The 26,745-nt window shown below is 69.5% G+C and carries 14 protein-coding genes; 10 read left to right on the top strand and 4 right to left on the bottom strand.

The annotated features are described in order from the left end of the window. Positions 1–2: 2 nt before the first annotated feature. The gene (locus tag ACIRNI_RS19605; protein ID WP_403552644.1) at positions 3–851 is read right to left on the bottom strand and encodes a hypothetical protein; all 849 of its coding nucleotides are present in this window, start codon (positions 849–851) and stop codon (positions 3–5) included. After that, on the bottom strand, positions 848–1,720 hold the full coding sequence (locus ACIRNI_RS19600; RefSeq protein ID WP_403552643.1) for a vWA domain-containing protein: 873 nt from the start codon (positions 1,718–1,720) through the stop codon (positions 848–850). The genes ACIRNI_RS19605 and ACIRNI_RS19600 overlap by 4 nt, the downstream gene beginning before the upstream one ends. Before the next feature lie 434 nt (positions 1,721–2,154). On the opposite strand from ACIRNI_RS19600, the gene pglW reads away from it, so the two are divergent. Both pglW and pglX read left to right on the top strand, forming a co-directional pair. Beyond that, entirely contained in the window at positions 2,155–6,852 is a 4,698-nt protein-coding gene (pglW, locus tag ACIRNI_RS19595) for a BREX system serine/threonine kinase PglW (RefSeq protein WP_403552642.1), read from the top strand. After that, entirely contained in the window at positions 6,849–10,439 is a 3,591-nt protein-coding gene (gene pglX / locus ACIRNI_RS19590) for a BREX-2 system adenine-specific DNA-methyltransferase PglX (RefSeq protein WP_403552641.1), read from the top strand. Before pglW ends, pglX begins: the two co-directional genes overlap by 4 nt. A 64-nt stretch (positions 10,440–10,503) precedes the next feature. On the opposite strand, the gene ACIRNI_RS19585 is transcribed toward pglX, so the two are convergent. Together ACIRNI_RS19585 and ACIRNI_RS19580 are read right to left on the bottom strand one after the other, a co-directional pair. Next, positions 10,504–10,713 carry a DUF397 domain-containing protein gene (locus tag ACIRNI_RS19585; protein ID WP_403552640.1) on the bottom strand — a complete coding sequence of 70 codons (210 nt, stop codon included), beginning with the start codon at positions 10,711–10,713 and terminating at the stop codon, positions 10,504–10,506. After that, positions 10,695–11,537, bottom strand: coding sequence for a helix-turn-helix domain-containing protein (locus tag ACIRNI_RS19580; RefSeq protein WP_403552639.1), 843 nt, complete (start codon positions 11,535–11,537; stop codon positions 10,695–10,697). The genes ACIRNI_RS19585 and ACIRNI_RS19580 overlap by 19 nt, the downstream gene beginning before the upstream one ends. A gap of 201 nt (positions 11,538–11,738) precedes the next feature. Here ACIRNI_RS19580 and ACIRNI_RS19575 point away from each other — a divergent pair, with 201 nt between their 5' ends. From ACIRNI_RS19575 to ACIRNI_RS19540, 8 genes are all read left to right on the top strand, one after another. Next, positions 11,739–12,029 (top strand): hypothetical protein, encoded by a 291-nt coding sequence (locus ACIRNI_RS19575; protein WP_403552638.1) that lies wholly within the window; start codon positions 11,739–11,741, stop codon positions 12,027–12,029. Then, positions 12,026–12,277, top strand: coding sequence for a hypothetical protein (locus tag ACIRNI_RS19570; RefSeq protein WP_403552637.1), 252 nt, complete (start codon positions 12,026–12,028; stop codon positions 12,275–12,277). Before ACIRNI_RS19575 ends, ACIRNI_RS19570 begins: the two co-directional genes overlap by 4 nt. A gap of 162 nt (positions 12,278–12,439) precedes the next feature. Next, positions 12,440–14,380: a DNA/RNA helicase domain-containing protein gene (locus tag ACIRNI_RS19565; RefSeq protein ID WP_403552636.1), complete on the top strand. Its 1,941-nt coding sequence runs from the start codon at positions 12,440–12,442 to the stop codon at positions 14,378–14,380. Between the two features lie 92 nt (positions 14,381–14,472). Next, positions 14,473–18,357, top strand: coding sequence for a phage resistance protein (locus tag ACIRNI_RS19560; protein ID WP_403552635.1), 3,885 nt, complete (start codon positions 14,473–14,475; stop codon positions 18,355–18,357). Then, entirely contained in the window at positions 18,354–21,257 is a 2,904-nt protein-coding gene (gene pglZ, locus ACIRNI_RS19555; RefSeq protein ID WP_403552634.1) for a BREX-2 system phosphatase PglZ, read from the top strand. Before ACIRNI_RS19560 ends, pglZ begins: the two co-directional genes overlap by 4 nt. Before the next feature lie 41 nt (positions 21,258–21,298). Next, positions 21,299–23,047, top strand: a complete 1,749-nt coding sequence (locus ACIRNI_RS19550) for an AIPR family protein (protein ID WP_403552633.1) — start codon at positions 21,299–21,301, stop codon at positions 23,045–23,047. A gap of 43 nt (positions 23,048–23,090) precedes the next feature. Further along, positions 23,091–24,434: a BREX system ATP-binding protein BrxD gene (gene brxD / locus ACIRNI_RS19545; RefSeq protein ID WP_403552632.1), complete on the top strand. Its 1,344-nt coding sequence runs from the start codon at positions 23,091–23,093 to the stop codon at positions 24,432–24,434. Further along, positions 24,434–26,596, top strand: a complete 2,163-nt coding sequence (locus ACIRNI_RS19540; protein WP_403552631.1) for a DEAD/DEAH box helicase — start codon at positions 24,434–24,436, stop codon at positions 26,594–26,596. Before brxD ends, ACIRNI_RS19540 begins: the two co-directional genes overlap by 1 nt. Positions 26,597–26,745: the final 149 nt, after the last annotated feature.

Genomic DNA, 26,745 nt, shown 5'->3' with positions numbered 1-26,745 from the left:
GTTCACCGTCCTTCGAAGTCGATCCGTACGACCGCCACGTCGTCGTTGCGCAGTTGTCCGCCGCCCCGCAGACCGTTCAGCCACTCCTTGAACCCGTCCAGGTCGTCGGGCCCGGCGAACTCCAGCAGTTGGCGCAGCGCGCCCTGCTGGTCCGGGGCCGACATGAACCACGCGGCCAGGGCGTCGGTCATGAGGAGCAGCCGGTCGCCGGGCGCGCACCGTCCTTCGGTGAAGCGCGTACGGCAGGCCAGCAGCGCCGCGTCGTGGTTGCGGCTGCCGAAGAGGTCAGGAGTGGTGCCGAACTCCTCGACGGCCTGCACCGGGAAGGCCTGCACCAGCCGGTCGTCCCGCAGGTGGAAGAGGCAGCTGTCCCCCAGGGCGGCCGCCCGCCACCGCCATGCCGGTTCAGCTGCTTCGTGCTCGACACCGGAGTCCGGATCGACGCGCACCGTGAGCAGCGTCGCGTAGGCGCCTTCGGTCAGCTTGGTGTGTTCGTACCACTTCAGCGGCCGCCCTTCCGCGGTGCGCGCCTGTGTGTACTGCGCCAGCCAGGGATCCCACTGGGCCACCGCCGACGAAGCGAACTCCTCATAGGCGGTTCCGCCGGCCAGGAGGTCCGGTCGCTGCAAGGCGCTTTCGGCCGCCGCGCGGGACAGCAGCCGGGCCCAGTCCTTGGCCAGGGCGCTTTCCGTCGCACCGTCACAGACGCCCGCAGTGACGGGTTCGAGCAGCATGTCGTCGTGTGAGCGGCTGGGGAGCACGGCGACCGCGTCCTCGCATTCGTCCTCGGTGCTCCCGTGCTTCGGGGCCACGAGGTGCGTGACGTACACGCAGGAGAGCGGAGTCGTCACCGCAGTTCGGTGGCTCGGGTGCCAATGTCGAGGAACTGCACGACCGTGGTGATGTCCGCGTTGTAGACGAAGCCTCGGGTCGTCTCGCTGACCCGCTGGCCCTGGGAGGCGGCGTACGAGCGCATGTGGCTGGGCAGGGGGCTCGACATGGTGAAGAGGGTGCGGGCGTAGGCGTCGGGAAGTCCGTCGGCGGTGTCGGGGAAGGCGGTGGGGGTTCCCCCCGCTGCGGAGACGTGCAGGTTGAACAAGAGCGCCGCGCCGTCGGCGGTGGCGTGCGAGGTGATGGCCTCGGCGGCGGCGGTGGGGTCGCCGTCGGTCGACTCGCCGTCCGTCAGGTTGATGACGATGGGCGGGAAGCCGGCCGGGTAGCGCTCCGTCCAGCCGGCGACGAGGTTCTCGGCGTACTGGAGGGCCCGGTTCATAGGGGTCCCGCCATGGGCGACGGGGTCCATCCACAGCGGGAAGTTGACCACGGTCTCCACCAGGCCGCCGGCGCCGTCGGGCACCTTCTTGCTCCGCTCGTCGACGCGGGCCGGGTTGTCCGCCACCTCGCTGAGCGGGACGATGTCACGGCCGGCGAGCGAGCCCGCGAACGCCGAGCCCACCGTGGCGCCGTATCCGATGACGGCGACGTGGAAGTAGTCTCGTACGCCTTCTTCCTTGGCGCACTTGACCGAGAGTTCCGTCAGGAGGCGGTTGATGGCGTCGGCGACGACGTCCGCCTTCTGCTGGGGGACCTCCCCGCCGATGGGGTCGCTCATGGAGGTCGACTGATCGACGAGGAAGATGATGCTGGTCGGATTGCTGCGGCTGATCTCGGCCGTGTACGGCACGTGGCGCTCCTGGCTGGCTGCTGAGGTCTCGGTCATGCGGAGGAGCTCACACGGCACGCCGAGTTCCGGCTGTCGGCGCGCGCGCCGGGACGCCGAGATCCCCCCGGTCACATCGTAGGTCGAGCGACTCGGCGCCGGTGTGGAAGTGGTCAAACTGCGCCTCGACGGGATCACGTGTCCTCGGAGTGCTTCCTTGTCGTGCCGGCCGGGCACGAGCGTCCACCGGCCGCGACCTCACCGTCGGCTGCGCCTCGTGGACGAGGAGCCCACGGTTCGGGCGTCCGATGCTCGGCTGCTCGCGGCGAAGCGTCCTCCCCCTCGTCTCCTGGTCCGCCGTCCGGGACGTACCCGCTGTCGGCAGCCACGACTAGGATTCACCGGGTCCGCGACATGGTGGAAACGGTGCGAAAGGCCGGGAGACCAGGAGCGGACGCCCACTGGAGTCGGAGTGCAAGAGGCGGGGACGGCACATGCGGGAAGGCCGGTGGACCACGGTCACCGAGTCCGAGTTCGACCATGAGCACCGTGGCCTGGAAGCCATCCGGGAGAAGCTGCCGGACGCCGATCCGTGGCGGGCCTGGTCGAACTTCACCTTCACCGCCCACACCGGTCACGTCCGCGAGGTCGACCTTCTCGTCGTCGCCCCCGGCGGCGTCTACATGATCGAACTGAAGGACTGGCACGGCTCCGTCACCAGCGAGAACGGCACCTGGGTCCAGACCACCCCCGGCGGGCACCGCCGCCCGCACGGCAACCCCCTCCACCTCGTCAACAAGAAGGCGAAGGAGCTGGCCTCCCTGCTCGGCCAGCATGGCAGGCGGGTGTGGGTCGGCGAGGCCGTCTGCTTCACCGACGGCGGCCTGCGCGTGCGCCTGTCCGCCCATGACCAGAACGGTGTGCACACCGTCGACGAACTGGTCGCGATGCTGAAGCGGCCGCCGCGCGACGAGCGGCGCCGGATCACGGCCGTCGAATCCCGCGAGATCAAGACCGCGCTGGACCGGATCGGCATCCGCAGGAGCGAGGCAGAGTACAAGGTCGGCCCGTACCAGCTGGACCGGAAGTCGTTCGACTCGGGGCCGACCTGGGCCGACTACAAGGCGCACCACAGCGAGCTGCCCGAGGTGGCCCGGGTCCGCGTCTACCTGAGCGAGCGCGGGTCGGACGCGTCGATCCGGCGGTCGGTGGAGAACGCGGCCCGCCGCGAGGCGGCGGTGCTGCAGCGGTTCAAGCACCCCGGTGTCGTCCAGCTCAAGCAGTACTACCCGTCGGGACACGCGGCGGGCCCCGCGCTGATCTTCGACTACGACCCGCGCACCCTGCGCCTGGACGAGTACCTGCTCCAGCACGGCAAGAGCCTGGACATCCTCGGCCGGATGGCGCTGGTCCGCCAGCTCGCCGAGACGATGCGCTCCGCCCACTCCGCCCGCATCCACCACCGGGCGCTGGCCGCCCGCGCCGTCCACGTCATCCCCCGCGACCGGGGCCGCCGAGGACAGGCCGTTGGTGAGGACGCCGCCTGGCTCACGCCCCGCCTGGAGATCTCGGACTGGCAGATCGCCACTCAGCGTGCGTCCGGTTCGGAGGGCGGGAGCGGCCAGGGCGTGACCCGCTTCGCCCCGACGGCATTGTCGGCGATGCACCTGTCGGAGGGCTCCGACCCGTACTTCGCCCCGGAGCTGACCGCGCTGAAGGCCGACCCGGTGTACCTGGACGTATACGGCCTCGGCGTCCTCACTTACCTGCTGGTTACCGGGAAGGCTCCGGCCGCGAGCCAGGCCGAGTTGCTGGCCCGTCTGGAGGCCGGCGAGGGCCTGCGCCCCAGTTCCCTGGTCGACGGCCTGTCCGAGGACATCGACTTCCTGGTCCAGGCAGCGACCGCCTACCGCCCCGGACAGCGACTGTCCTCGGTGGACGAGTTCCTGGAGATGCTGGAGATCGTCGAGGACGGTCTTACCGCGCCCTCCTCGGCCGCCGGACCCGAGCCCGCCGACTCCCCCGAGGAGGCGGAGAAAGACCCGCTGGAGGCGGTGGCCGGTGACGTGCTCGGCGGGCGCTGGGAGGTGCGCCGCCGCCTGGGCACCGGCTCCACCAGTCGGGCGTTCCTCGTCCGCGACCTCGAGGCCGAGGCGCGCAGGAGCCGGCCGCTGGTGGTGCTGAAGGTCGCTCTCTCGGACAGCCGGGGTCAGGTCCTGGTCCAGGAAGCCGAGGTGATGAACCGGCTGCGTCCCGACTCCCGGGTGATCCGGCTGGTCGAGCCGGAACCCCTGCGCATCGGGAACCGCACCGTCCTCGCCCTGGAGTACGTGGGCGACGAGCGGGAGAGCCTCGACCACGCCCCCGAGGCCCCCGAGACGGGCACCCGTACCCGCACCCGCCGCCGCGAGGAGACGGTCGCGCGCCAGCTGCGCGAGCACGGCCGCCTGCAGATGGACCAGTTGGAGGCGTACGGCGACTACCTGTTCGGCGCCGTCGACTTCCTGGAGGGCGAGGGGGTCTGGCACCGCGACATCAAGCCCGACAACATCGCCATCCGCATCCGCCCCAACCGCACCCGCGAGCTGGTCCTCATCGACTTCTCATTGGCGGGCTACCCGGCGAAGGACCACGAGGCCGGTACGGAGGGCTACCTCGACCCGTTCATCGGGACCCTGACCCGTACCGCGTACGACTCGCACGCCGAGCGGTACGCGGTCGCCGTCACCCTGCACCAGATGGCCTCGGGTGAGCTGCCGAAGTGGGGCGACGGCTCGGTCCCGCCCCGGATGACGGACGAGAAGGAGTTCCCCTACCCGACCGTCCAGGCCGACGCCTTCGAGCCCGCCGTGCGGGACGGGCTGGTCGCCTTCTTCCGCAAGGCCCTGCACCGGGACGTGGCCCAGCGCTTCCCCGACCTGAAGCCGATGCGGGACGCCTGGAAGCGGATCTTCCTGGACGCCTCGCAGGCGGTGCCGTCCAGCCATCGTTCCCGCCACCCCGAGCCCGCCCCGCAGCCGGCCCCGGCCGGTGAACGCCCCGCGTCGATCGCCGACGCCGAACCCCTCAGCGCCGACGAGCAGCGCGAGCGCCTCGCGGCGGCGGTCACCCGGGACACCCACCTGTCCGCCGCCGGTCTCACCCCGGCCGCCGAGTCCTTCCTCTACGGCCTCGGGATCACCACCGTCGGCGGACTCCTCGACTACAGCCGCAGCAAGCTCCTCAACGCGCCGGGCCTCGGCACCAAGACCCGCACCGAGGTGCAGCGCCGCCAGCGCCAGTGGGGCAGGCTGCTGCGTGAGACGCCGCTCTCCCCGCTCACGCCGAAGGGCCGGGCGGAGGCCAAGGAGGAACTGGCCCAGCTCACCGCCGCCGAGTCGGCGGTCGCCGGGGCCCTCGCGGTCGGCGAGGGAGCGGCCGGGCTGACGGAGTCCGCCCTGCGCTCGGTCAGCCTGGACACCCTCGCCACGCTCTTCGTCCCGGAGCTGAACAACAACCGCTCCAACGCCAACAAGGTCGAGATGGTCCGGTTGCTGCTGCGGCTGCCGGACGAGCACGGGGAGCTGCCCGGCATCGGCGTGTGGCCCAAGCAGAAGGACGTGGCCGAGGCGCTTGGGCTCTCCGCCGGCCGCATCCCGCAGATGCTGAAGGAGGAGCGCAAGCGCTGGAAGAAGCTGCCCGCGGTCCAGGCCCTGCGGGACGAGATCGTCGGACTGCTGGTGGACCTCGGCCGGGTCGCCTCCGCCGTGGAGATCGCGGACGCGCTCGCAGTACGGCGCGGTACGCAGCTGCCGGAGCGCGAGCAGCGACGCGCACTCGCCTTGGCGGCCGTCCGCGCCGTAGTGGAGGTGGAGCAGCTCCAGCCCGAGGAAGCCGAGTTCCAGCACCAGCCGAACCGCAGGGCGACGGAGGAGTCGCTGGCGGCCGGGCTCCTCGCGCTGGACGTCCGCGAGGTCGACGCCCCCGACACCCCGACGGCTCCCGGTCTCCTCGACTACGCCACCCGCCTGGGCAGGACCGCCGACCGGCTGGCCCGCCTGGAGACCCTGCCCACAGCAACGACCGTACTGAGCGAGCTGGGCGCGCTGACTCCGCCGCCGGGCGTGGTCGACTGGGACGAGCGCCGCCTGGTCGAGCTGGCCGCCGCCGCGTCCGTCAACGCCGCGGCCACGCCCCGTCTGGAGATCTACCCGCGCGACCTGCCGCTGGTCCGGGCGCTGCGCCTCACGCAGGCGGGACTGGTCCGGCTGAACCCGGGGGTTCCCGAGGCGTGGCAGCCGGGCCTGCGTCCGGAGGACATCCACGAGCGGGTACGGGCCCGCTTCCCCGAGCTGGTCGTTAAGGACGCCCGGGGCAGGAGCACGCACGAGCTGCCGACCGGCGGGCCGCTGACCAAGGCGCTGCGCGAGGCCGGCTTCGACCTCGCCCTGTCGACGCACGAGGACACCGGAAAGCCGCGCTACCTGCCCACCCGCATGGACGACGCGTCCAGCTACCTGACGGGCGTGGCGGCCCGGCAGTCCACCTTCGTCGGGACGGCGACCCGGTACTCGGACGACCCTCTGCTCGCGGGAGCGGTCCGCGCGGACGAACGGCTCCTCGCGTCCGCCCGGCGCGACGGCTACCGGGTGCTGACCGTGCACCACGGCCGTACGGTCGAGGCGGTACGGGAGCTGACGGCGGCCCGCATCGGCGCGCAGCCGGTGTCGGTGACGGAGCTGTTCCTTCAGGCCCTGCACGCACTGGTCCCGCCGGGCACGAAGCCGACGTGGGAGACCCTGCTGAAGGCGGACGTGGCCGAGCCGGGATCGCGGGGGGCCATGAAGTTCGCGGAGTACGCACGGACGGCGTGGGGGACGGTCGAACCGCGGGTGCGTGACCTGCTCGCGCCGGGGGCAGGCTCCGGTCCGGTGCTCTTGACGGAGGTGGCGGTCTTCGCCCGGTACGACGCGATGGGCGTCCTGGACCGGCTGGCGGAGGCGGCCCGGCAGGGCGGGCGCGGCCTGTGGCTTCTCGTGCCGCAGCCGGACCCGGCACGCGAGCCGAGGCTGGGGAACGTGGCGGTGGCGTACCAGGCGGGCCTGGGCGAGTGGATAGAGCTGCCGGACTCGTGGGTGCGCAACGCCCACCGGGCCGGCGCGGTGCGGGCGGGAATGAAGATGATGAACGGTACCGAGGGAGACGCCAAGTGATCGACCGCAAGGCCCTGTTGGACGACCTGAAGGGGCAGGTCAAGGCGGTCGAGGCCGACCTGGGGCGCCAGGTGAAGGTGGTGCCGGAGGGCGAGAAGCTGCGCGCGGAGTACGACCGTGCGCGGAAGCTGGGCCGTACGGCGGCAACGTGGAACTCCTGGCTGGACGAGCGGATCACGCAGGTCGCGGTGGCATGGGTGCTGGGCACGGTCTTCGTCCGCTTCTGCGAGGACAACCGGCTGATCCCGGAGCCGTACCTGACGGCCCCCGAGGACGACCGGCGCGACCTGGCGCTGGCCCGCTTCGAGGAGTACGTCGCGCGGTCCGACGACCCGACGTACCGGGGCTGGCTTGAGCAGGCGTTCGAGGAACTGGGCGCGGGACAGGCGGGGCGGCTGTTGTTCGACCGCCGTCACAACCCGCTGTACCAGATCCCGCTGTCGCACGACGGGGCGCGGGACCTGGTGGACTTCTGGCGAGCGCGGGACGAGGAAGGAGTGCTCGTCCACGACTTCCGGGACCCACTGGAGGAGGACGGCGACGGGACGCGGGGTTGGGACACGCGCTTCCTGGGCGACCTGTACCAGGACCTGAGCGAGGCGGCCCGCAAGACGTACGCGCTGCTCCAGACGCCGGAGTTCGTGGAGGAGTTCATCCTCGACCGGACGATGGACCCGGCGGTCCGGGAGTTCGGGTACGAGGGCCTGAAGATGATCGACCCGACGTGCGGGTCGGGGCACTTTGTGCTGGGGGCGTTCCGGCGGTTGGTGCGGCTGTGGGCGGATGGTCGGCCGGGCAAGGACGTGCACGAGCGGGTGCGGGAGGCGCTGGACTCCGTTCACGGGGTGGACCTGAACCCGTTCGCGGTGGCCATCGCGCGGTTCCGGTTGCTGGTTGCGGCCATGGCCGCGAGTGGCGTGCGAACACTGTCGGAGGCCGCGAAGTACGAGTGGCCGATTCATCTGGCGGTGGGCGACTCCCTCATCAAGCACCGGCACAAGCAGGGGAATCTGTTCGACGACTTGGAGGAGGAGGGGGCTGATGAGCTGGCCGACTTCAAGTACGAGACGGAGGATGTGCACGAGCACCCGGGGATTCTTGAGCCGGGGCGGTATCACGTGGTGGTGGGGAATCCGCCGTATGTCACCGTGAAAGACAAAAAACTTAACGAGCTTTACCGGGACCTATACGACGCCTGTTCGGGGAAGTACGCCCTGTCGGTCCCATTCGCTCAGCGGTTCTTCGAATTGGCGCGAATCGGCGATCGAGAGACCGGACTGGGGTACGGCGGGGTTGGGCAAATCACGGCCAACTCCTTCATGAAGCGAGAGTTTGGGAAGCAGCTGATTGAGACGTTCTTCGGGCATGCAGTGGAACTGACGGAGGTTATCGACACTTCCGGAGCCTACATTCCCGGACACGGGACGCCGACGACGATCCTAATTGGTAAGCGCCGTGAAGGAATTAACCGTTCGGAAACGATTCGCACGGTACGAAGCGTGCAGGGCGAGCCGAGCGCTCCGGACAGGGCCGAAGAAGGGAAAGTTTGGCAGGCCATCCTTGCCCAAATTGACGAACCAGGTTCAACGAGCCAGTGGGTTTCAGTTGATGACCTTGCACGGGAACGCTACTTTAGCAGGCAGCCGTGGATCTTGACAGACGGCGGCCTAGAGATGGTCGAAGCGCTGACCAATGAGTCCAGAGGACTTCTCTCACACGAATCTGAAGCTATCGGCATGACAGCACTCACACTGGAGGACGATGCTTTCATAAAATCCGAAGAACTGGCTTCAAGGCTGGAATTTACTGAGGACTGCATCCCACTGGTAAATGGCGACGAAGTCCGCGATTACGTCATCGAATCTCCCCAGCACGCAGTAATGCCTAGGCATTGGGATGGCAGCGAGCGCGAACTAAGCCCAAGAGCAATGGCACACTTGTGGCCATATCGCACTAACCTAAGAAGACGCCTCTACTTTGGTAAGTTCCCGGAGCAGCGTGGACTTCGCTGGTTCGATCTCGGCATGCTTTTTGCAGATCGCCACCGAAATCCACTCTCGATCACCTTCGCCGAGGTGGCGACACACAATCATTTCGTACTAGATCGAGGAGGAAAAGCATTCAAGCAGACTGCACCTGTAATCAAGCTAGACGAGAAGTGCACCGAGGGCGACTACCTTCGACTACTGGGTGTCCTAAATAGCTCAACTGCGGCGCTATGGCTAAAAATGGCTTGCCACAACAAGGGGGGCAGTGGGCTAGGGCGCGGATTTCAGGATCAAGAATGGGAAAATCGCTACCAATTCAACGGTGCGAATGTCGAACGATTTCCCCTGCCCAAAAAGGATCCAACCTCATTCCCAGCCACCTTGGATTCTTTTGCTCAGCAAGTCGCCGCCAGCACCCCTTCCAGTATAAGCACTAGAGGAATTCCTACCTCTACCTCCCTTCGCGAAACACAAGCAGCTTGGCGCTCTGCACGCGCACGCATGATTGCCCTTCAAGAGGAGTTGGACTGGCAGGTCTACTCGCTCTATGGTCTGCACGCCGAAGACCTGCGTGTTTCCGAGGACCCCGACTCCCCGGATATCCCCGAACTCGCTCTCGGTGAGCGGGCCTTCGAAATCGTGCTGGCGCGGCGGATTGCTGCAGGGGAAGCCAGTGACGAGTGGTTCAAGCGGCATGGGTCCACGCCCATCACCGAAATTCCCGCTCACTGGCCCGCCGCCTACCGCGAGGTCGTCCAGAAGCGGATCGATGCCATCGAGTCGTCCCGAGCTATCGGCATGATCGAGCGGCCGGAATACAAGCGGCGTTGGGCCACCGAGGGGTGGGACGCGCTTCAGGAGAAGGCGCTCAAGGGGTGGCTGCTCGATCGGATCGAGAACCGTTCCCACTGGTTCGACGAGAACGGCATGCCCGCCCTCGTCACCCTCTCCCGCCTCACCGATAACCTGTCCCGCGACGAGGACTTCGTCTCCGTCGCCAAGATCTACGCCCCTCACAAGGAACTGCCCGCCGTCGTCGCCGAGCTGATGACGACGGAGCACGTGCCGTTCCTGGCCGCTCTGCGCTACAAGCCCTCCGGACTGAAGAAGCGTGCGGACTGGGAGCACGTCTGGGATCTCCAGCGGCAGGAGGACGCCGCGCCGGACGAGCCGGCCAAGCGGAAGATCCGGGACACCATCCCCGTGCCGCCGAAGTACACCTCGGCTGACTTCCTGCGTCCCTCCTACTGGCGGGCGCGCGGCAAGCTGGACGTGCCCAAGGAACGGTTCATCTCGTATGGGCGTACCAACGCGGCCACGCCCACCCTGTACGGCTGGGCCGGCTGGGACCACCGTGAGCAGGCCATCGCACTCGACACCTACATCGCCACCCACGAGGGACTGACCACCGAAGAGGTCACCCCGCTCCTGGCCGGACTGCTGGAACTCCAGCCGTGGCTGGACCAGTGGCACAACGAGCCCGACCCCCTCTTCGCCCCCACCCCCGCCAAGTTCTTCGAGGGTGACCGGCAGATGGAACAGGGCAAGCACGGTCTCACCGACGACGACCTGCGCGCCTGGCGTCCGGCCAAGAAGTAGCCGAGGCAGGTACGGCAACGGCCCTCACGGTAACGATCACCGCGAGGGCCGTCGACGTTCCGTGTCAGTCGCTCAGGCGACCGCTCTTGACGGCCGCCACGAAGGAGGACCAGCCTCCAGCCGGGAACACGAGCGCTGGACCGTTTGGAACCTTGCTGTCCCGTACCGGGACGACGGCAGTGAAGTCGTCGGAGACCTCGACACACTGACCGCCGTCCGAGTTGCTGTAGCTACTCCTGCGCCAGGCGACGGCGCTCAGGTCGATGGTTCGCATGGCACTTCCTCCAACACGCGCCGGATGTACTTCCGCGACTCGTCCGGGGACAAGGCCAAGTCGCGCACCGCATCGTACATTTGCTGGAGATCTTCGACTTGACTAGCGGTCTCGACAAGGTCGCCCCGACTCGCGCTCTCAACGTAGGCCACGGTGCGGCCGCCCGGCACTCGTAGAAACATCACGTCGGTGTGGGAGAGGCTGTGAGGTCCCGCGCTGTGAGGAAGCACCTGAATCGCGACCATGGGCCGCTCGGACATCTTGACCAGGTGTTCTAGTTGCTCACGCCAAGCAGCGGTGTCCCTCAACGGAGTGCGCAGCACTGTCTCGGACAGGATCGTACGGAAGTGTGGGGCGTCCTCGCCTTCCAGCAGGTCACGTCGAGTCAGCCGAGCTTTGACCTGCTGCTCCAGCTCCTTGTCCTTGAGCCGTCCCGCCGCAAGGACCTCCCTCGCGTATCCGCGCGTTTGAAGGAGCCCTGGAGGCACGCCCACCGCGAAATGCCAGAGACTCACCGCCTCCGCCTCCAGCGCCATGTACCGCCGGTACCGCTCCCGGAACTGCGTATGGTCCCCGGCCGCCAACTCCCAGAGCGCGAGCAGTAGTCCCGGCGTGCCGTAGTGCGTGTCGAGGGCCTGGACGACCTCCGGGCTGCCGAGCGTCTCACCCTTCTCCATCTTGCCGAACAGGGACCAGTCCCAGCCCAGCCGTTCGCCGAGCTGCCGCAGGCTCGTCCCGCTGCTCGCCCGCAGGGTGCGCAGTTCCTCGGCGAAGCGCTGACGTGGTTCCTGGCTGCGGCCGGTGATGACGCGTCGTTGCGGCATACGGCTGGCTCCCCTCCGAAAAGCTCGCCTGGATGGTGTGGACGGTGTGGAACGACCTCCGAGACACGGGGAAGCACGACCCCGTCCACGGCCTGGCCGCTCAGATTCCGGCGCATCCTCGTAACGACCGGACTACGCAGCGTAATTCACCCAGCGCAGCCGAGTCCTGGGATCCGTAGGACTGGACCGACGAGGACGACAATGACCCCCACACCGCGACACCCGGACCACGCGACGGCGATCGACCACCCAGCCGTCGCGGACAGCCCGCGACCCACCGCTCCGAAGGTCCAGGAGGCCCTCGACGCCCGTGACGCCCTCGCCTCCGCGCTCAGCCGGGCCGGTATCCAGCTTCCGGCGATGGACATCCGCACCCCGTGGGTGGACGACCGCGAGGACGATGCCCGGTACGCGCTCGTCCACCTCGGGGTGTGCTCGGCGCCCGTGGCCCTCATGCTCGCGGACGTGATCCTCAAAGGGACCGGCGCATGACGGAGGACGACGCCAGGGACGGAAACCCGAGCGAACCGCCGGCAGTCGGAGAGGCCGTACGCGACACCGCCCACGACCGCGTCGGCCGGGTCATTGGCCACGAAGGCCCGTACCTCCAGGTCCGGCCGCTCGGCGGCGGCCGCGAGTGGGACGCCGATCCGCGTCACGTCCGGACACTGAGCCAGGACGAGCTGCTGAGCGCCCTTCTCGCCGAGGTCAACGCCCGCTCCCGTCAGAGCACCAAGTGACAGTGCCGTCCGTCACCGGACGTGGCCGAACCCGTACGGAAGCCCCTCCTTTTGATCGCCGCACTCACCTAGGATGTCGACACAATATCTCAGCGGCCCGACGGGCTTCCTGATCCGCCATCGCACCCGCTCCACGGCGTTGGGCGGCGGACACCTCAGGACATGCCCCCACCCGCACGAGTCTTCTTCGTGCTGCCTGGGGGCATTTCCTTGCTGTTCCGTGAGTCCGCGGCGTCCGTGGCCACCCGCATCCTCGAAGGGTCGCTGGCGCTGCATCTGACCGAGAACTTCCGTCACCTGCACGGCCGGAACGCCGCACAGGCGGAGATACGGTCCTGGGAACGCAGCCTCCCCGCCCTCGTCAACGCCCTCATGGATGCCGGGCTCGGCGAGGTCGAGGTGATCATCGAGTACAGCCTGCCCCTCACCAGCAAGCGCGCCGACGCCGTCCTGGCCGGCGTGCACCCGACGACGGGGCAGCCGTCGTACGTCGTCGTCGAGCTGAAGCAGTGGAGCGAGGCCCATCCGGACGAGGACGACCCTCTCCTGTGCCGGCTCGACGCCTATCCGCAGCCCGTCCTCAACCCGATCGAACAGGTGCGGGGCTACTGCGAGTATCTGCTGTCGTTCAACGCGGCCCTGGAGCGGATGCCTGGGTCGCTGGCCGGGGTGGCGTTCCTGCACAACGCTACCGAGTCCCGGATCGCGGGGCTGCGGAGCGTCGAGGAGGACCAGTACGGCCGGATGTACACGGCCGACCAACGCGGGGCCTTCCTGGACTTCCTGCGATCCCGGCTGGCCGCCAAGTCCGGCGCGGAGGCCGCCGACCTGCTGCGGGACGCCAGGATCCGGCCGTCGAAGCAGCTGATGGCGGTCGCCGCGGCCGAGATCCGCGATCGCGAGCAGTTCGTGCTCCTCGCCGAGCAGCGGGTCGCCTACGAGATGGTGATGTCCGCCGTGCGCAAGGCCAAGCGCGGCAACCACAAGAAGGTCATCGTGGTGACCGGCGGTCCCGGCTCCGGCAAGAGCGTCATCGCGATGTCGCTGCTGGGTGAGCTGTACCGGCGCGGGGAGACCGCTCTGCACGCCACCGGGTCGGCGTCGTTCACCAAGACGATGCGCAAGGTCGCCGGGCACAAGAAGCGCGAAGTGCAGAAGCTCTTCATGTACTTCAACAGCTTCATGGACGCCGAGCCGAACGACCTCGACGTACTGATCTGCGACGAGGCTCACCGGCTGCGCAAGACCTCCGCCAACCGCTACACCAAGGCCGAGCTGCGCACCGGCAGGCCGCAGGTCTCAGAACTCATCGACGCGGCCAGGGTGCCGGTGTTCCTGCTCGACCAGCACCAGGTGGTGCGGCCCGGCGAGATGGGGACGAAGGAGGAGATCCGGCGGGCCGCCGCCGCGGAAGGGCTCGACTGCACGGTGATCGAGCTGGATGGCCAGTTCCGGTGCGGCGGCAGCGACGCGTACGAGAAGTGGGTGGTCGACCTGCTCGGTCTGGAGGGCGGCACGCCCCGCCCATGGGAGCCCGACGGCAAACTGGAGCTGCGGACCGCCGAGAGCCCGCAGGAGCTGGAGGACTTCCTCGTCGCGAAGCGCGCGGAGGGCTACGGCGCGCGGATGTCGGCCGGTTACTGCTGGAAGTGGACGACCAAGGTCACGCCCGAGATGACAGCGCTCCCCACCGACGTCGTCATCGGCGACTGGGCACGGCCCTGGAACGTGTACGGCGACAGGTCCGTGCTCGGAGCCCCGCCCGCACCCCTGTGGGCCACCGAACCGGAAGGTTTCGGCCAGGTTGGCTGCGTCTACACCGCGCAGGGCTTCGAGTACGACTGGTCGGGCGTCATCATCGGTCCCGACCTGGTGTGGCGAACGGACCGGTGGGTCGTGGACCGGTCGGCGTCGAAGGACCCGATCTTCACCAAGGCGACGTCGGACAGCGAGATCAAGCGGCTGATCCGCAACACGTACAAGGTGCTGCTGACGCGGGGCATGGTCGGCACGATCATCTACTCGACCGACCAGGAGACGCGGGAGAAACTGCGGTCGCTGGTCCATCCCGCGTCCGAGGTGAAGGCGCCCGCACTCGTGTAGCCAGGCATGTGCGAAAAGTGGTCATCCGATGTCAGTGGTACGCCATACGATCGGATGAGCCCGCGCAGCCGCCCGTCGGAGAGTGATCGTTCATGGTCCAGCAGCCGCCCCTGCTCCGCGATGTCATCGACATCAAGGAGTCCATCTCCACGTCGGACTTCGTCCTCCAGCTCTCGGAGGCGACGACCCCGGAGGGCGCCGAGCGCGCCCTGCGGGACTACGTGGTCACGGAGCGGCTGCTGGAGAACTTCGACGAGGCGCTGGGACTGATCAAGGCCGCGCTCGACGGGCACACCTCGAAGGCGGCCTACCTGCACGGCTCGTTCGGTTCCGGTAAGTCGCACTTCATGGCCGTGCTGCACGCGCTGCTCAGCGGCAGCCCGGCCGCCCGTTCCCGGACGGACCTCGACCCGGTGCTCACCAAGCACGAGTGGCTCGGCACGGAGGGCAAGCGGTTCCTGCTCGTGCCGTACCACATGCTCGGGGCGAAGGCGCTGGAGCAGCGGGTCCTCGGCGGATACGTCAGCCACGTCAAGAAGCTGCACCCCGAGGCGCCGACGCCGCAGGTGTACCGGACGGACGCGCTGTTCGAGGACATCCGGGCGATGCGGTCCCGGATGGGCGACGCCGCCGTCATCGCCGGGCTGACCTCGCCGGACGGCGCCGGGACGGACGAGGAGGACGAGTGGGGCGAGGCGTTCGGCTGGGCGCCCGCGCTGCTCGACACCGCGCTGGCCGCCGAGGAGGTCCACGAGGGCGGGCAGGCGCTCAACCTGGTCAGCCCGTCGACGCCAGCCGAGCTGCGAGCGCGTCTCGTCCAGGACGCGAGCACCCACCTGCTGCCCGGCTTCGCGAAGAACGCCGCCGAGGACGAGCACGGGTTCGTCTCGCTCGACGCCGGCCTGTCCGTGATCGCCGAGCACGCCAAGTCGCTCGGCTACGACGGGCTGATCCTGTTCATGGACGAGCTGATCCTGTGGCTGGCCACCCTCATCCACGACCAGAAGTTCGTGGCCCGGGAAGCCGGCAAGATCACCAACTTCGTGGAGGGCGGCGACGCCCGCCGCGCCATCCCGGTCATCTCCTTCATCGCCCGCCAGCGCGACCTGCGCGAGCTGGTCGGCGAGGAGGTGTCCGGGGCCGCCGAGGCGTCCATCCAGGACACGCTCAACCTGGCCTCCGGACGCTTCGACAAGATCACTCTGGAGGACCGCAACCTCCCCCAGGTCGCCCACGCCAGGCTGCTCAGGCCCAAGGACGCGCAGGCCGCCGCCCTCATCGAGGCGGAGTTCGACAAGACCCGCAAGATCCGCCAGGAGGTGTGGGACACGCTCCTGGGGTCCGACCGCGGGGCGGACGGGGTCGGCGCGGACGAGGAGAGCTTCCGGCTGACGTACCCGTTCTCGCCGGCGTTCATGGACACCCTCGTGCACGTGTCCTCCGCGCTGCAGCGCAACCGGACCGGCATGAAGCTGATGGGCCAGCTGCTCGCCGACCACCGCGCCGAGCTGCGGCTGGGCGACCTGATCCCGGTCGGCGACCTGTACCCGCTGATCACGGCGGGCGGCGACAAGCCGTTCACCGACAGCCTGAAGGTGGTCTTCGAGGCGGCGGACAAGCTGTACCGGACCAAGCTGCGGCCCTATCTCCTTCTCACGCACAACGTGTCGGAGGAGGACATAGAGCAGTACGCGAACCGGCCCGACAGCATCACCGACCCCGCGCTGCGCACCCGGATCAAGCAGTTCACCGGGGACAACCGGATCATCGGCACGCTGCTGCTGTCGGCGCTCGCCCCCAGCGTCCCCGCCCTGTCCGACCTGACGGTCCGCCGCCTGTCCGCGCTGAACTACGGCTCGGTCGTCGCCCCGATCCCGGGGCGCGAGTACGGGATCCTCAAGAACAAGATCGCCGAGTGGGCGGGCCGGTTCCCCGAGATCAAGGAGACCGGTACCGAGGCCAACCCGGGCGTCCGGCTCGAACTGTCCGGCGTCGACGTCGACTCGGTGATCGCCAACGCCAACGTCAACGACAACCCCGGCAACCGCCAGGCCCTCGCCCGGCGCATCCTCGTCGAGGAACTCGGCATCAGCCAGGGCCAGTTGGTCGACCAGTTGCAGTTCGTGTGGCGAGGCACGGAGCGCAGCGTCGAGGTCGTCTTCGGCAACGTCGCGGACGAGGACGAGCTGCCCGACCACGACCTCATGCCCCAGCAGGACGGGCTCTGGCGGCTCGTGATCGACCTGCCCTTCGACGACAGCGAGTACGGAGCCGTCGAGGACGCCAACCGGATGCGGCGCCTGCGGGAGCGGCAGGGCGAGCCGTCCCGTACGGTCGCCTGGCTGCCCACCCACCTGTCCGGCCAGCGCTACGCCGACTTCCGCCGTCTCGTCGTCATCGACAAGGCCCTCTCCGACAGCCGGCGGTTCGACGGCCAGTACGCCGGCCACCTGAGCCCCGACAACCGGGCCCGGGCCAAGGGCCTTCTGGAGACCCAGCGCGAGTCGCTGCTCAAGAACGTCAAGGCCGCCTTCAAGCAGGCGTACGGCCTGGCCGACAAGAAGGCCACCGACGTGGAACTCGGCTTCTCCGACCACCTGGAGTCGCTGCGCGAGGTCGACGGGCTGACCCTGTCGTTCGGCCAGTCGCTGCGTGACGGCGTCCGGCACATCGCGAGCCGGCTGCTCGTGAGCCAGTACCCCGACCACCCGGACCTGGACCCCGACGGGAACGGCACGGTGGTCAGGCCCGCCGACGCGAAGAAGGTGTTCACGCACGTCCAGGCCGCCGCCGAGGCCCGCGACGGGCGGGCCGAGGTCCCCGCCGCCGACCGGAACCTGATGCGGCGGATCGCGACCCCGCTGCGGCTCGGGCAGCAGAAGGAGGCGTACTTCGAGCTGTCGCACTACTGGGCGGACCACTTCCGGCAGCTGGCCCGCGAGCAGGGCGTCACCGGCGACCTCAGTCTGATCACTCTGACCGACTGGACCGACCGGCCCGCGCCGCGCGGCCTGCCGGGCTTCCTCGCCCGGCTGGTGGTGGCCTCGTTCGCCGAGATGGACGACCGTGTGTGGGTGCGCGCGGGCACCCCGCTCGACCCCGCGCCCGCGCTGAACGAGATCAAGGACCACGACGCGCTGCGCAGCCAGCCGCTGCCCTCGGAGGAGGATTGGTCGGCCGCCCGGCAGCGGTTCACGGCGCTGTTCGGCGAAACGGCCCCCACCCTGCGGCGCGGCCGCATGGTGAACCAGCTAGCCCGGCAGATCGTCCAGCAGGCGGGCGCCCACCAGGAGGCCGCCCGGGAGCTGGTGACGCAGTTGGAGCGGCACGCCGGGTTCCTCCGTCTCGACGAGACCGCCGAGAGCGGCCGCCTCGCCGTCGCGCGCCGCTCCGTCGACCTGCTGCGGGAGCTGACGCGGTCCGCCGGTCAGGGTGCCGCCGGTGCCAGGAAGACCGTCGAGGCGCTGGCCGCCTTCGACTTCGGCGAGGTCGGCGCGGACCGGTTCGGTACCTCGGTCAAGCAGGCCCGAGCCGTGGCGCAGGCACTTGACTCGACGTCGTGGACCACGCTCGACCTGGCCTCCTCGGAGGGACCCGAGGGCGAGGCCCTGCTGGATTCCCTGCGCAACGCCGCACAGAGCGACCAACGGACCAACGATCTCAAGGAGGCGCTGGCCCGGACTCAGCGCGAGGTGCTGGCCCTGGTCAAGCGGAACCGCGCGACACCGCCCGCGCCGCCCGCGCCCCCGGCCCCGCGTCCGAGTGACGTCCCCCTCGACACACCGTCCAGCCACCCGCCCGTGCCCGAGCACTCGCCTGGCACGGGCCCGTCCACGCCGGGCCGGGTCAAGCGCTCCGGCGGCGGGCGGACGACTGCGGCCAGGGCCGTGGCCGAACTCCAGGCGGAGATCGCGGAGCTGGCCGCCCGGGAGCCCGGTGCCACGGTCGAGATCACCTGGCAGGTCGTCGAAGGATGAGCACGGCGACGACCGGCGCGGTGGCGGTGCGGCTGAACCTCGCCACCCTCACCCAGTACCTGTCCGCCCAGACCTCCCTGGCCGACGCCCTGGCCGGCCGGGACCGGCGACGGGCAGTGCTGTTGCGCTCCGCACCCCACTGGGACGGCCCTGCCGAACACTCCTGGGGCGACGGGCAGTCCGCCCGCATCGCGGCGGCGCCCTCTCCGCTCGCCGTACACGAGCTGGTGCTCGATCACCTGTCGGACCCGGCGACCGGACCCGCCGTGCTCGTCGTCCTCACCGACCGCGAGCAGAACGAGCTGGACCCCGCCATCCTGGCCCGCGCCCATAAACAGCGCGTGGACACGGTGGACAGCTGGGACGTCGTACGGGACGCCTTCGGCGCACACCAGGTCGACCCGAGGCTCAAGGGCGACAAGTGGGCCGCGGAGGCCCTCCTGGACGCGGCTCCCCCGAGAGGCGGCTGGCCCCGGCTCGGTGGCGGCATGCTCTCCCGGGGCACCGCCCTGACCGCGCTCACCCTTCGCCGCCTGAGACTGGGACGGTACGAGGACGAGACGGCCCGCCAGGACCACGCCACGTCCGCCGACCGACTCGACACCCACACGCTGCTGGGCTGGTCCTTGATTCCCGGAGGGCCGGAACGGCTGCTGGCGCTGCGCGGCCCCGAACGCGCGGGCCTGGCGGAGTTCCTCGGGGAGGAGGACCAGGCCGGGCTTGCCGGACGCGCCCTGCTCGCCCTGGTCGAGGCCGAGCACGGGCCGGACGCGGTGGCCTTCGGACTGCTGTGCGCAGCCCTGTGGTGCCACGCCGAGCCGGACGCGGCCGTCTACACGGCGCGCGGCCGCGCGGAGCGGTGGTTCGGAGACCGCCCCCCCATTGGGGGCGAACAGCTCGACGCCATGGTCGCCGCCTTCGGCCGGGCCACGGAGGACTACGTCGGCACGCTCCTCGCCGAAGCGCAGCGGGACGGCGGCCCGGTGTCGGAAGCGGCCCGCGAGGCCCGCCGGACCAGCGACACGGTGCTGGAGCGCGCTTCGGCGCTGGTCCGGCAGTTCGGGGCCGAGGCCGCCGCCCGGACCAGTCCCTTGCTGCCGGCCGGCCTGGACGCCAGGTTCACCGCGGTCGGAGAGGCCCTGGCGGCCGGCGAGCCGGAAGCCCTGGACGCGGCCGTCCGTTCCCTGAGCGAGCACCGGCGGGCCGACGGGCCTGAGGTGCGGGCCCGGATCGAACGGGCCCGGATGGGTCAGCGGCTCGTTCAGTGGCTGGCAACCGACCCGGCGATCGAGGCGTCGCACGTCGGCGCGGCCATAGGGCGCCACATGGAGGAGACCGCCTGGGTCGACCGCGCTGTGGAGCACATCGAAGCGGGCGGCGACCCCGACGACCGGCTGAGGACCGCCTACGATGCACTGGCCGCGCGTGTGCGGCGACAGCGGCACGAGATCGACCGCGACTTCGCCCGCACCCTGGCGACCTGGACCGCGGCCGGCACCGATCCCGGCGGCATGCTGACGGTGGAGACGTTCCTTGAGCGGGTGGTGAAGCCGCTCGCGCGGGGCGCCGACGGCCGGCGCGTGCTCCTGATCGTCCTGGACGGGATGAGCGCGGCCATCGCCACCGAGCTGGCCGAGGAACTGCGCTACTCCTGGGCCGAGTTCGACCCCGTGGCCGCGGAGGGCACGCCGCGGCGCCGCGCCATGGCCGCGGCGCTCCCCACCCTCACCTCCGTCTCGCGCACCTCGCTGTTCGCGGGAAGGCTGATGCGGGGCTCGCAGAAGGACGAGGCGCAACTGTTCCCCGCCCTGCCCCTGTGGAGCGGGGCCCCCGCCGCCGTGTTCCACAAGGACGACCTGCGGGCCGACAGCGCCGGGGACACCTTCGGGTCCGCGCTCACCGAAGCGCTCATGGACGGCCGTACGCATGTGGCGGTCGTCCTCAACGCGATCGACGACCGGCTGGCCAAGGAGCAGAAACTGGGCGACGGCGCCTGGCGGGCCGAGCACATTCCGGGCCTGCCGGACCTGCTGCGGATCGCCGCCTCGCAGGGCATGGCGGTGGTGATCACCAGCGACCACGGACACGTCGTCGACCGGCACGGTGCGAAGGTGCAGACCGGCTCACCGCTGTCCGCCCGTCACCGCGAGCCGGGCGACGAGGTGGGACCTGCCGAGGTGGAGCTGCACGGCACGCGAGTGGTAGCCCCGGAAACGGGTGGCTCGATCGTCGCCCTCTGGGATGCCGACTCCCGGTACACCGCCCGCAAGGCCGGCTACCACGGCGGAGCCTCCCTGGCCGAGTTCACCATCCCGGTCCTGGCCTTCCTGCCCTTCGGAGCGCCCCCTCCCGCGCCCTGGCGGGAGCTGGGCGACCAGCGGCCAACGTGGTGGCACCTGGACGCCCCGTCGCCCCGGCACGCCGCACCCGCCCCGCCCGAACACACCACCCCCGAGGAACGGGCCGCCCGGCAGAGGCCGACGAAGGCCCAGGCCCGGCTCGCCCGCACCCACGACGCGCTGTTCGACGTCGCCGTGGTCCCCTCGCCCGAGGACGACGGGACTCTGGTGTCCGCGGCCGCGGTGAGCCCGGACGACGCCCTTGTCACAGCCCTCTTCGCCTCGGAGACGTTCCAGGGGCAGATCGGCCTGCTCGCCCGCAGGCCACCGACGGAGAAGGTGGAGGGCGCGATCCGGGCCCTGATCGAGGCCGGGGGCACGCTTCCCGTGACGGCACTCGCCCAGCGGGTGTCCTACCCGGCCACCCGCGCCGACGGGTTCGCCGCGATCCTGCGTCAGTTGCTCAACTACGACGGAGTGCAGGTCCTGGAGACGCTGCCGGATGGCCGGACCGTCCGCCTCGATCTCTCCCTGCTCCGCATGCAGTTCGACTTGAGCTGACGATTTGTCAGCCGTACTCCAACACCGATGAGCCGGGAGCCATGAGCGCCAACGACCGTGTGCTGATCAACCAGATGATCGAGGAACGGCGCAACGCCCGTGCCGTCCCTCTCTCGTTCGACGCGGAGTTCGAGCGGTTCGCCAGTGAACACGCCCTGCACGGCTTCGGCCTCTCCGAGGAGGAGATCGAAGCCGGTGTGATCGGCGGCGCGGACGACGGCGGCATCGACGGGGCGTACGTCTTCCTCGGCGGGCGTCTTCTGCACGAGGACAGTGAGATCTTCCAGCAGCAGTCCGCCGTCGCGAACGTTGAGCAGGGAACCCAGTTGACGCTCTGGCTCGTCCAGGCGAAGACCAGTCCCGGCTTCTCCGAGGTCGCCATCGACAAGGTGGCGTCCACGTGTAAGAACCTCCTGGACATGGAGGTCGACGAGGCCGCCGTCGACCTGCTGTACAGCGAGGACCTCCTCGCCCGCTTCCGCCTCTTCAGAGAGGCCCTGAAGAAGCTCCTCACCCGCCATCCCACCGTATTGATCAAGTTTTCGTACGTGACGCGGGGCTCAGCGAGCGAGGTGCATCCCAAGGTGCAGGCGAAGGCCAAGATCCTCGAGAGCCAGTTCTCCAGCGCCTTCGCCATCTCCACCGGCGAGGTCGAGTTCCTGGGCCCCGCGGAGCTCTGGAAGCGTGCCAGCACCCTCCCCTCGTACACTCTGGAACTGCCCTACCGGGAGAGCATCACCCACGGCACCAGCCACATCGCGCTCGTCGGCCTGGGTGAGTACATCGACTTCCTCAGCGACGAGACCGGGGCGATCAAGTCCCACATCTTCGACTGGAACGTCCGCGACTACCAGGGCAACGTCGAGGTCAACCGGGAGATCACAGCCTCCCTGCAGAACCCGGAGGCGCCCGAGTTCTGGTGGCTCAACAACGGCATCACCATCGTGTGCTCGCAGGCGACCTCGGTGGGCAAGCGACTCAGCCTCTCCGACGTTCAGGTCGTCAACGGCCTGCAGACCTCGTACACCCTGCACGAGACGCTGCGCGACCGCTACCTGACCGACCCCGCTGACCCGGTCTTCGACAGACTGGTGCAAGTGCGCATCCTCGTCACCGTGGACCAGGCCGCCCGTGACTCGGTCATCCGCGCCACCAACCGGCAGACGAGCGTGCCCGTCGCGTCCCTGCGGGCCACGGACGACATTCAGCGACAGATCGAGTCGTACTTCCTGGAACACGACTGGTTCTACGACCGGCGCAAGAACTTCTACCGCAACCAAGGCAAGCCGACCGACCGTATCGTCAGCATCCCCCTGCTGGCCCAGTCCGTGATGGCGATGGCGCTGGGACGGCCCGACTACGCCCGAGCCCGTCCGTCGAGCCTGCTGAAGTCGGACGTGGACTACCGGCGCGTCTTTTCGGACAAGACGGAACTCGCCGTCTACCTGTGGTTGGCCAAGGCACAGCGCCAAGTGGACGAGTTCCTTCAGGCGTCGTCGGATCCGGCCTCCCGGTCGCTGCACACCAACCTTCGCTTCCACCTGGCCATGCTCGGCGCCGTCGACCTGGCAGGGCGGACGTTCAACAAGCCGGAAGTCCTCAACAACGTGGCTCGTGAGGAGGTCTTCCCGAGCATCCCTCGTCTTCGGTGGCTTTGGATGTCGCTCCAGCAGCATTTCGACATTTTCCAGCAGCAGCACCGGTCGGGGCCCGACAAGACCGCGAAGAGCAGCGACTTCGTCACCTACCTCACGACCGAGCTGGGATACGGCAGCCTCCACCGCAGGTGACTTTGACACACGGCCCGCGGCCGGGGGGTGGGAGAATGGGCAGGTGATCGACCCTCGTCCCTCTCCCGTCTCCGCCGCCCGGCGGCGCACCGCCATCGACGCGCTGCGCCGCGGTGCCGTGCCCGAGAGCGGCCTGGATCTCCTCGCCACCGGGCTCGGCCGTTTCGAGTCCGCCCTCGACGCGGAACTCGACGCGGTCGCCTCCGGCGCCTCGGTCTTCAAGGCCGTGCGCGGCGAGTACGGCTCCGGCAAGACGTTCTTCACCCGATGGCTTGCGGAACGCGCCAAGCAGCGCAACTTCGCCGTCTCCGAGATCCAGGTCTCGGAGACGGAAACCCCGCTGCACAGGCTGGAGACCGTTTACCGTCGCCTCACCGAACGGCTGTCCACGACGAGCTTCCCGCCGAGCGCGCTGCGACCCGTCGTGGACGCCTGGTTCTACGCCCTGGAAGAGGACGCCCTCGCGGCGGGGGCCGAGGAGGACGACCTGAGCGGCGCGGTGGAGCAGTTGCTGGCCGCCCGCCTGACCGAGGTGTCACGGCACGCCCCGTCCTTCGCGGCGGCGCTGCGCGGATACCGTTCCGCACTGGCCGACGGCGACGAGGCGACGGCGGCGGCCGTCCTTGCCTGGCTCGGCGGCCAGCCCCACGTGGCGGCAGCAGCCCGTCGAGCGGCGGGAGTGCGCGGCGACCTCGACCACTTCGGCGCCCTGGGCTTCCTGCAGGGACTGCTCACCGTCTTGCGGGACTCCGGCCACCGGGGACTGTTCGTCGTATTGGACGAGGTGGAAACCCTGCAGAGAGTGCGGTCGGACGCCCGCGACAAGGCACTCAACGCGCTCCGGCAGCTGATCGACGAAGTTCACTCCGGGCGGTTCCCCGGCGTCTACCTGGTCATCACCGGAACCCCGGCCTTCTACGACGGCCAGCAGGGCGTGCAGCGGCTCCCACCGCTCGCCCAGCGGCTCGCCACCGACTTCACCACCGAACCGCGCTTCGACAACCCGCGTGCGGTCCAACTGCGCCTGCCCGGCTTCACCCTGCAGTCGCTGACCGGGCTCGGGGTGACCATCCGCGATCTCTATGCCTCCGGGGCCGACGCACCCGGCCGGATCGAAGCACTGGCCGACGACACGTACATCGCCGACCTCGCCCGAGCAGTGGGCGGAGCGCTCGGCGGAAAGGTCGGCGTGGCGCCCCGGCTCTTCCTCAAGAAGCTGATCGGAGACGTCCTCGACCGCATCGACCAGTTCCCGGACTTCGACCCGCGGCAGCACTACCGCCTGACCGTGGACAGCACGGAACTCACCGACGTCGAAAGGAACCTGACCGCATACGCATCCGCATCGGCATCGGCATCGGCCGGCGACGTCGGTCTGGAGCTGTGATGGCGCCACCCGTGGACCCCGTCGAGCGGCTCGACCCCGTCATCCTGCACCACGTTGTGAACACACTCGGCTGGCCGGATCTGCGGCCGCTGCAGCGGGCCGCAATCGACCCCGTGATGGACGGCGAGGACGTCGTGCTGCTCGCTCCCACCGCGGGCGGCAAGACCGAGGCGGCCTGCCTGCCGATCCTGTCGGCCATGTCCGCGCAGAGCTGGACCGGCACATCGGTCCTTTACCTCTGCCCGCTCAAGGCGCTCCTCAACAACCTGGTGCCCCGGGTCGACGGTTACGCGCAATGGCTGGGCCGGCGTGCGGCCCTGTGGCACGGGGACACCAAAGAGTCACAGCGTCAACGCATCCGTACCGACAGGCCGGACATCTTGCTGACGACACCCGAGTCGCTGGAAGCCATGCTCATCGGCGTGAAGACGGATCACGCGCACCTGCTGGGCGGTGTCCGGGCCGTCGTCGTCGACGAGGTGCACGCCTTCGCGGGCGACGACCGGGGCTGGCACCTCCTCGCGGTCCTCGAACGCCTCCAACGGGTCACCGGGCGTCCCATTCAGCGGATCGGGCTGTCGGCGACGGTCGGCAATCCACGGCATCTGCTCACCTGGCTGCAGGGGTCCGGTGCCGGCCGGCGTCCGGGCCGAGTCGTCGCCCCGGATCTGACGGTGTTGTCGCGGACGGAATCAGCAGGAGTGCCTGCTAGCGACACGGCCGGCCCCCCGCCGGGGGAGGTCGAACTCGACTACGTCGGCTCCCTGTCCAATGCCGCCAAGGTCATCGCGGCCCTGCACAAGGGCGAGAAGCGACTGGTGTTCTGCGACTCCCGGCGGCAGGTCGAGGAACTGGGCGCGGCACTTCGGGCACGCGACATCACCGTCTTCCTCTCCCACGCGTCCCTCTCGGCCGACGAACGGGCCCGGTCCGAGCAGGCGTTCGCCGAGGCACGAGACTGCGTCATCGTGGCCACGTCCACCCTGGAACTGGGCATCGACGTCGGTGACCTCGACCGGGTAGTCCAGATCGACGCGCCCGGCAGCGTCGCCTCGTTCCTCCAGCGCATCGGCCGAACGGGACGCCGCGCCGGAAGCACCCGGAACTGCCTGTTCCTGGCTACTCAGAAGGACACCCTGTTGCAGGCCGCCGCGCTGCTGCTCCTGTGGCGCCGCGGCTGGGTCGAACCGGTCGTCGCACCACCCGAGCCACGTCACCTCGTCGCGCAGCAACTGCTCGCCGCGGCGCTCCAGGAGCACAAGCTGGGCGATCAGACATGGCCCGAGCAGTGGAACGGCCTGGCGCCCTTCGACCGTTCAGCCACTCCTGTCCTCCGCCATCTGGCAGACAACGGCTTCCTCGACACCGACGGGGGCATGCTGTTCATCGGCCCCGAGGCGGAACGCCGCTTCGGACGGCGCCACTTCATCGAGCTGACCGCATCCTTCACCGCTCCACCTCAGTTCACCGTCCTGTCCGGTCGCACCGAGATCGGACGGATGGATCCGTCCGTCCTCACCGAGCAACGCCAGGGTCCGCGTCGGCTGCTGTTGGCAGGCCGCAGCTGGCAGGTGACGTTCATCGACTGGGGGCGCAAGCGGGTCTTCGTGGAGCCGGTCGAAGGCGGTGGGATCGCCAAATGGTCCGGAGGCACGATCGCCGGACTGTCGTACGCACTGACCCGGGCCATGCGCGACGTCCTCCTGGGCGCTGCCCCGGACGTCTCGCTCACCCCACGAGCCCAGGTCTGCCTCCAGGAGTTGCGTGACGAGGACGCCCCCCACCTCGTCCACCCCGGCGGGACGCTGATCGCACGACGCGGGAACGAGGTCCGATGGTGGACGTGGGCGGGGTACCGGGCCAACGCGACGCTGGGCGCGACACTGTCGTCGGTCGCGGACCCGGTTCAACGGCCCACGGACTGCTACCTGCGGCTGCGGGAGGACCTGAGCCCGGACATGTGGCGCGCCGCGTTGGACGCCGTACCAGCCGGGCCGACACTCGTCCTGCCCGATGTCGACCAGCGGGCAGTGCGTGGTCTGAAGTTCTCGGCGGCGCTCCCCCAACGGCTGGCCGTGGCCACCCTGTCGGCCCGGCTCGCCGACTTCGACGGTGCCGGCGCCGTTCTGGCGGAGCCGACACGCTTCTCGAACGTCCAATGACGCGGGCATTGCAACCGCCGCCCTCCGGGTTTCCACTTCTCCCGCCGTGGTCGCTCGGCAGCCGCGAGTCACCCCTGTCGTACGACATCTACAAATTCCAAGCACCGTGCTCATGACGACTCATGAGCACGTTGGAGCAAGGTCGCCTC

Origin of the sequence: Streptomyces sp. NPDC093546 (genome assembly GCF_044765045.1) — a bacterium.
Lineage (GTDB): Bacteria > Actinomycetota > Actinomycetes > Streptomycetales > Streptomycetaceae > Streptomyces.
Note: the sequence above shows the minus strand (reverse complement) of the source record. Positions and strands in the feature narration are given on the sequence as shown.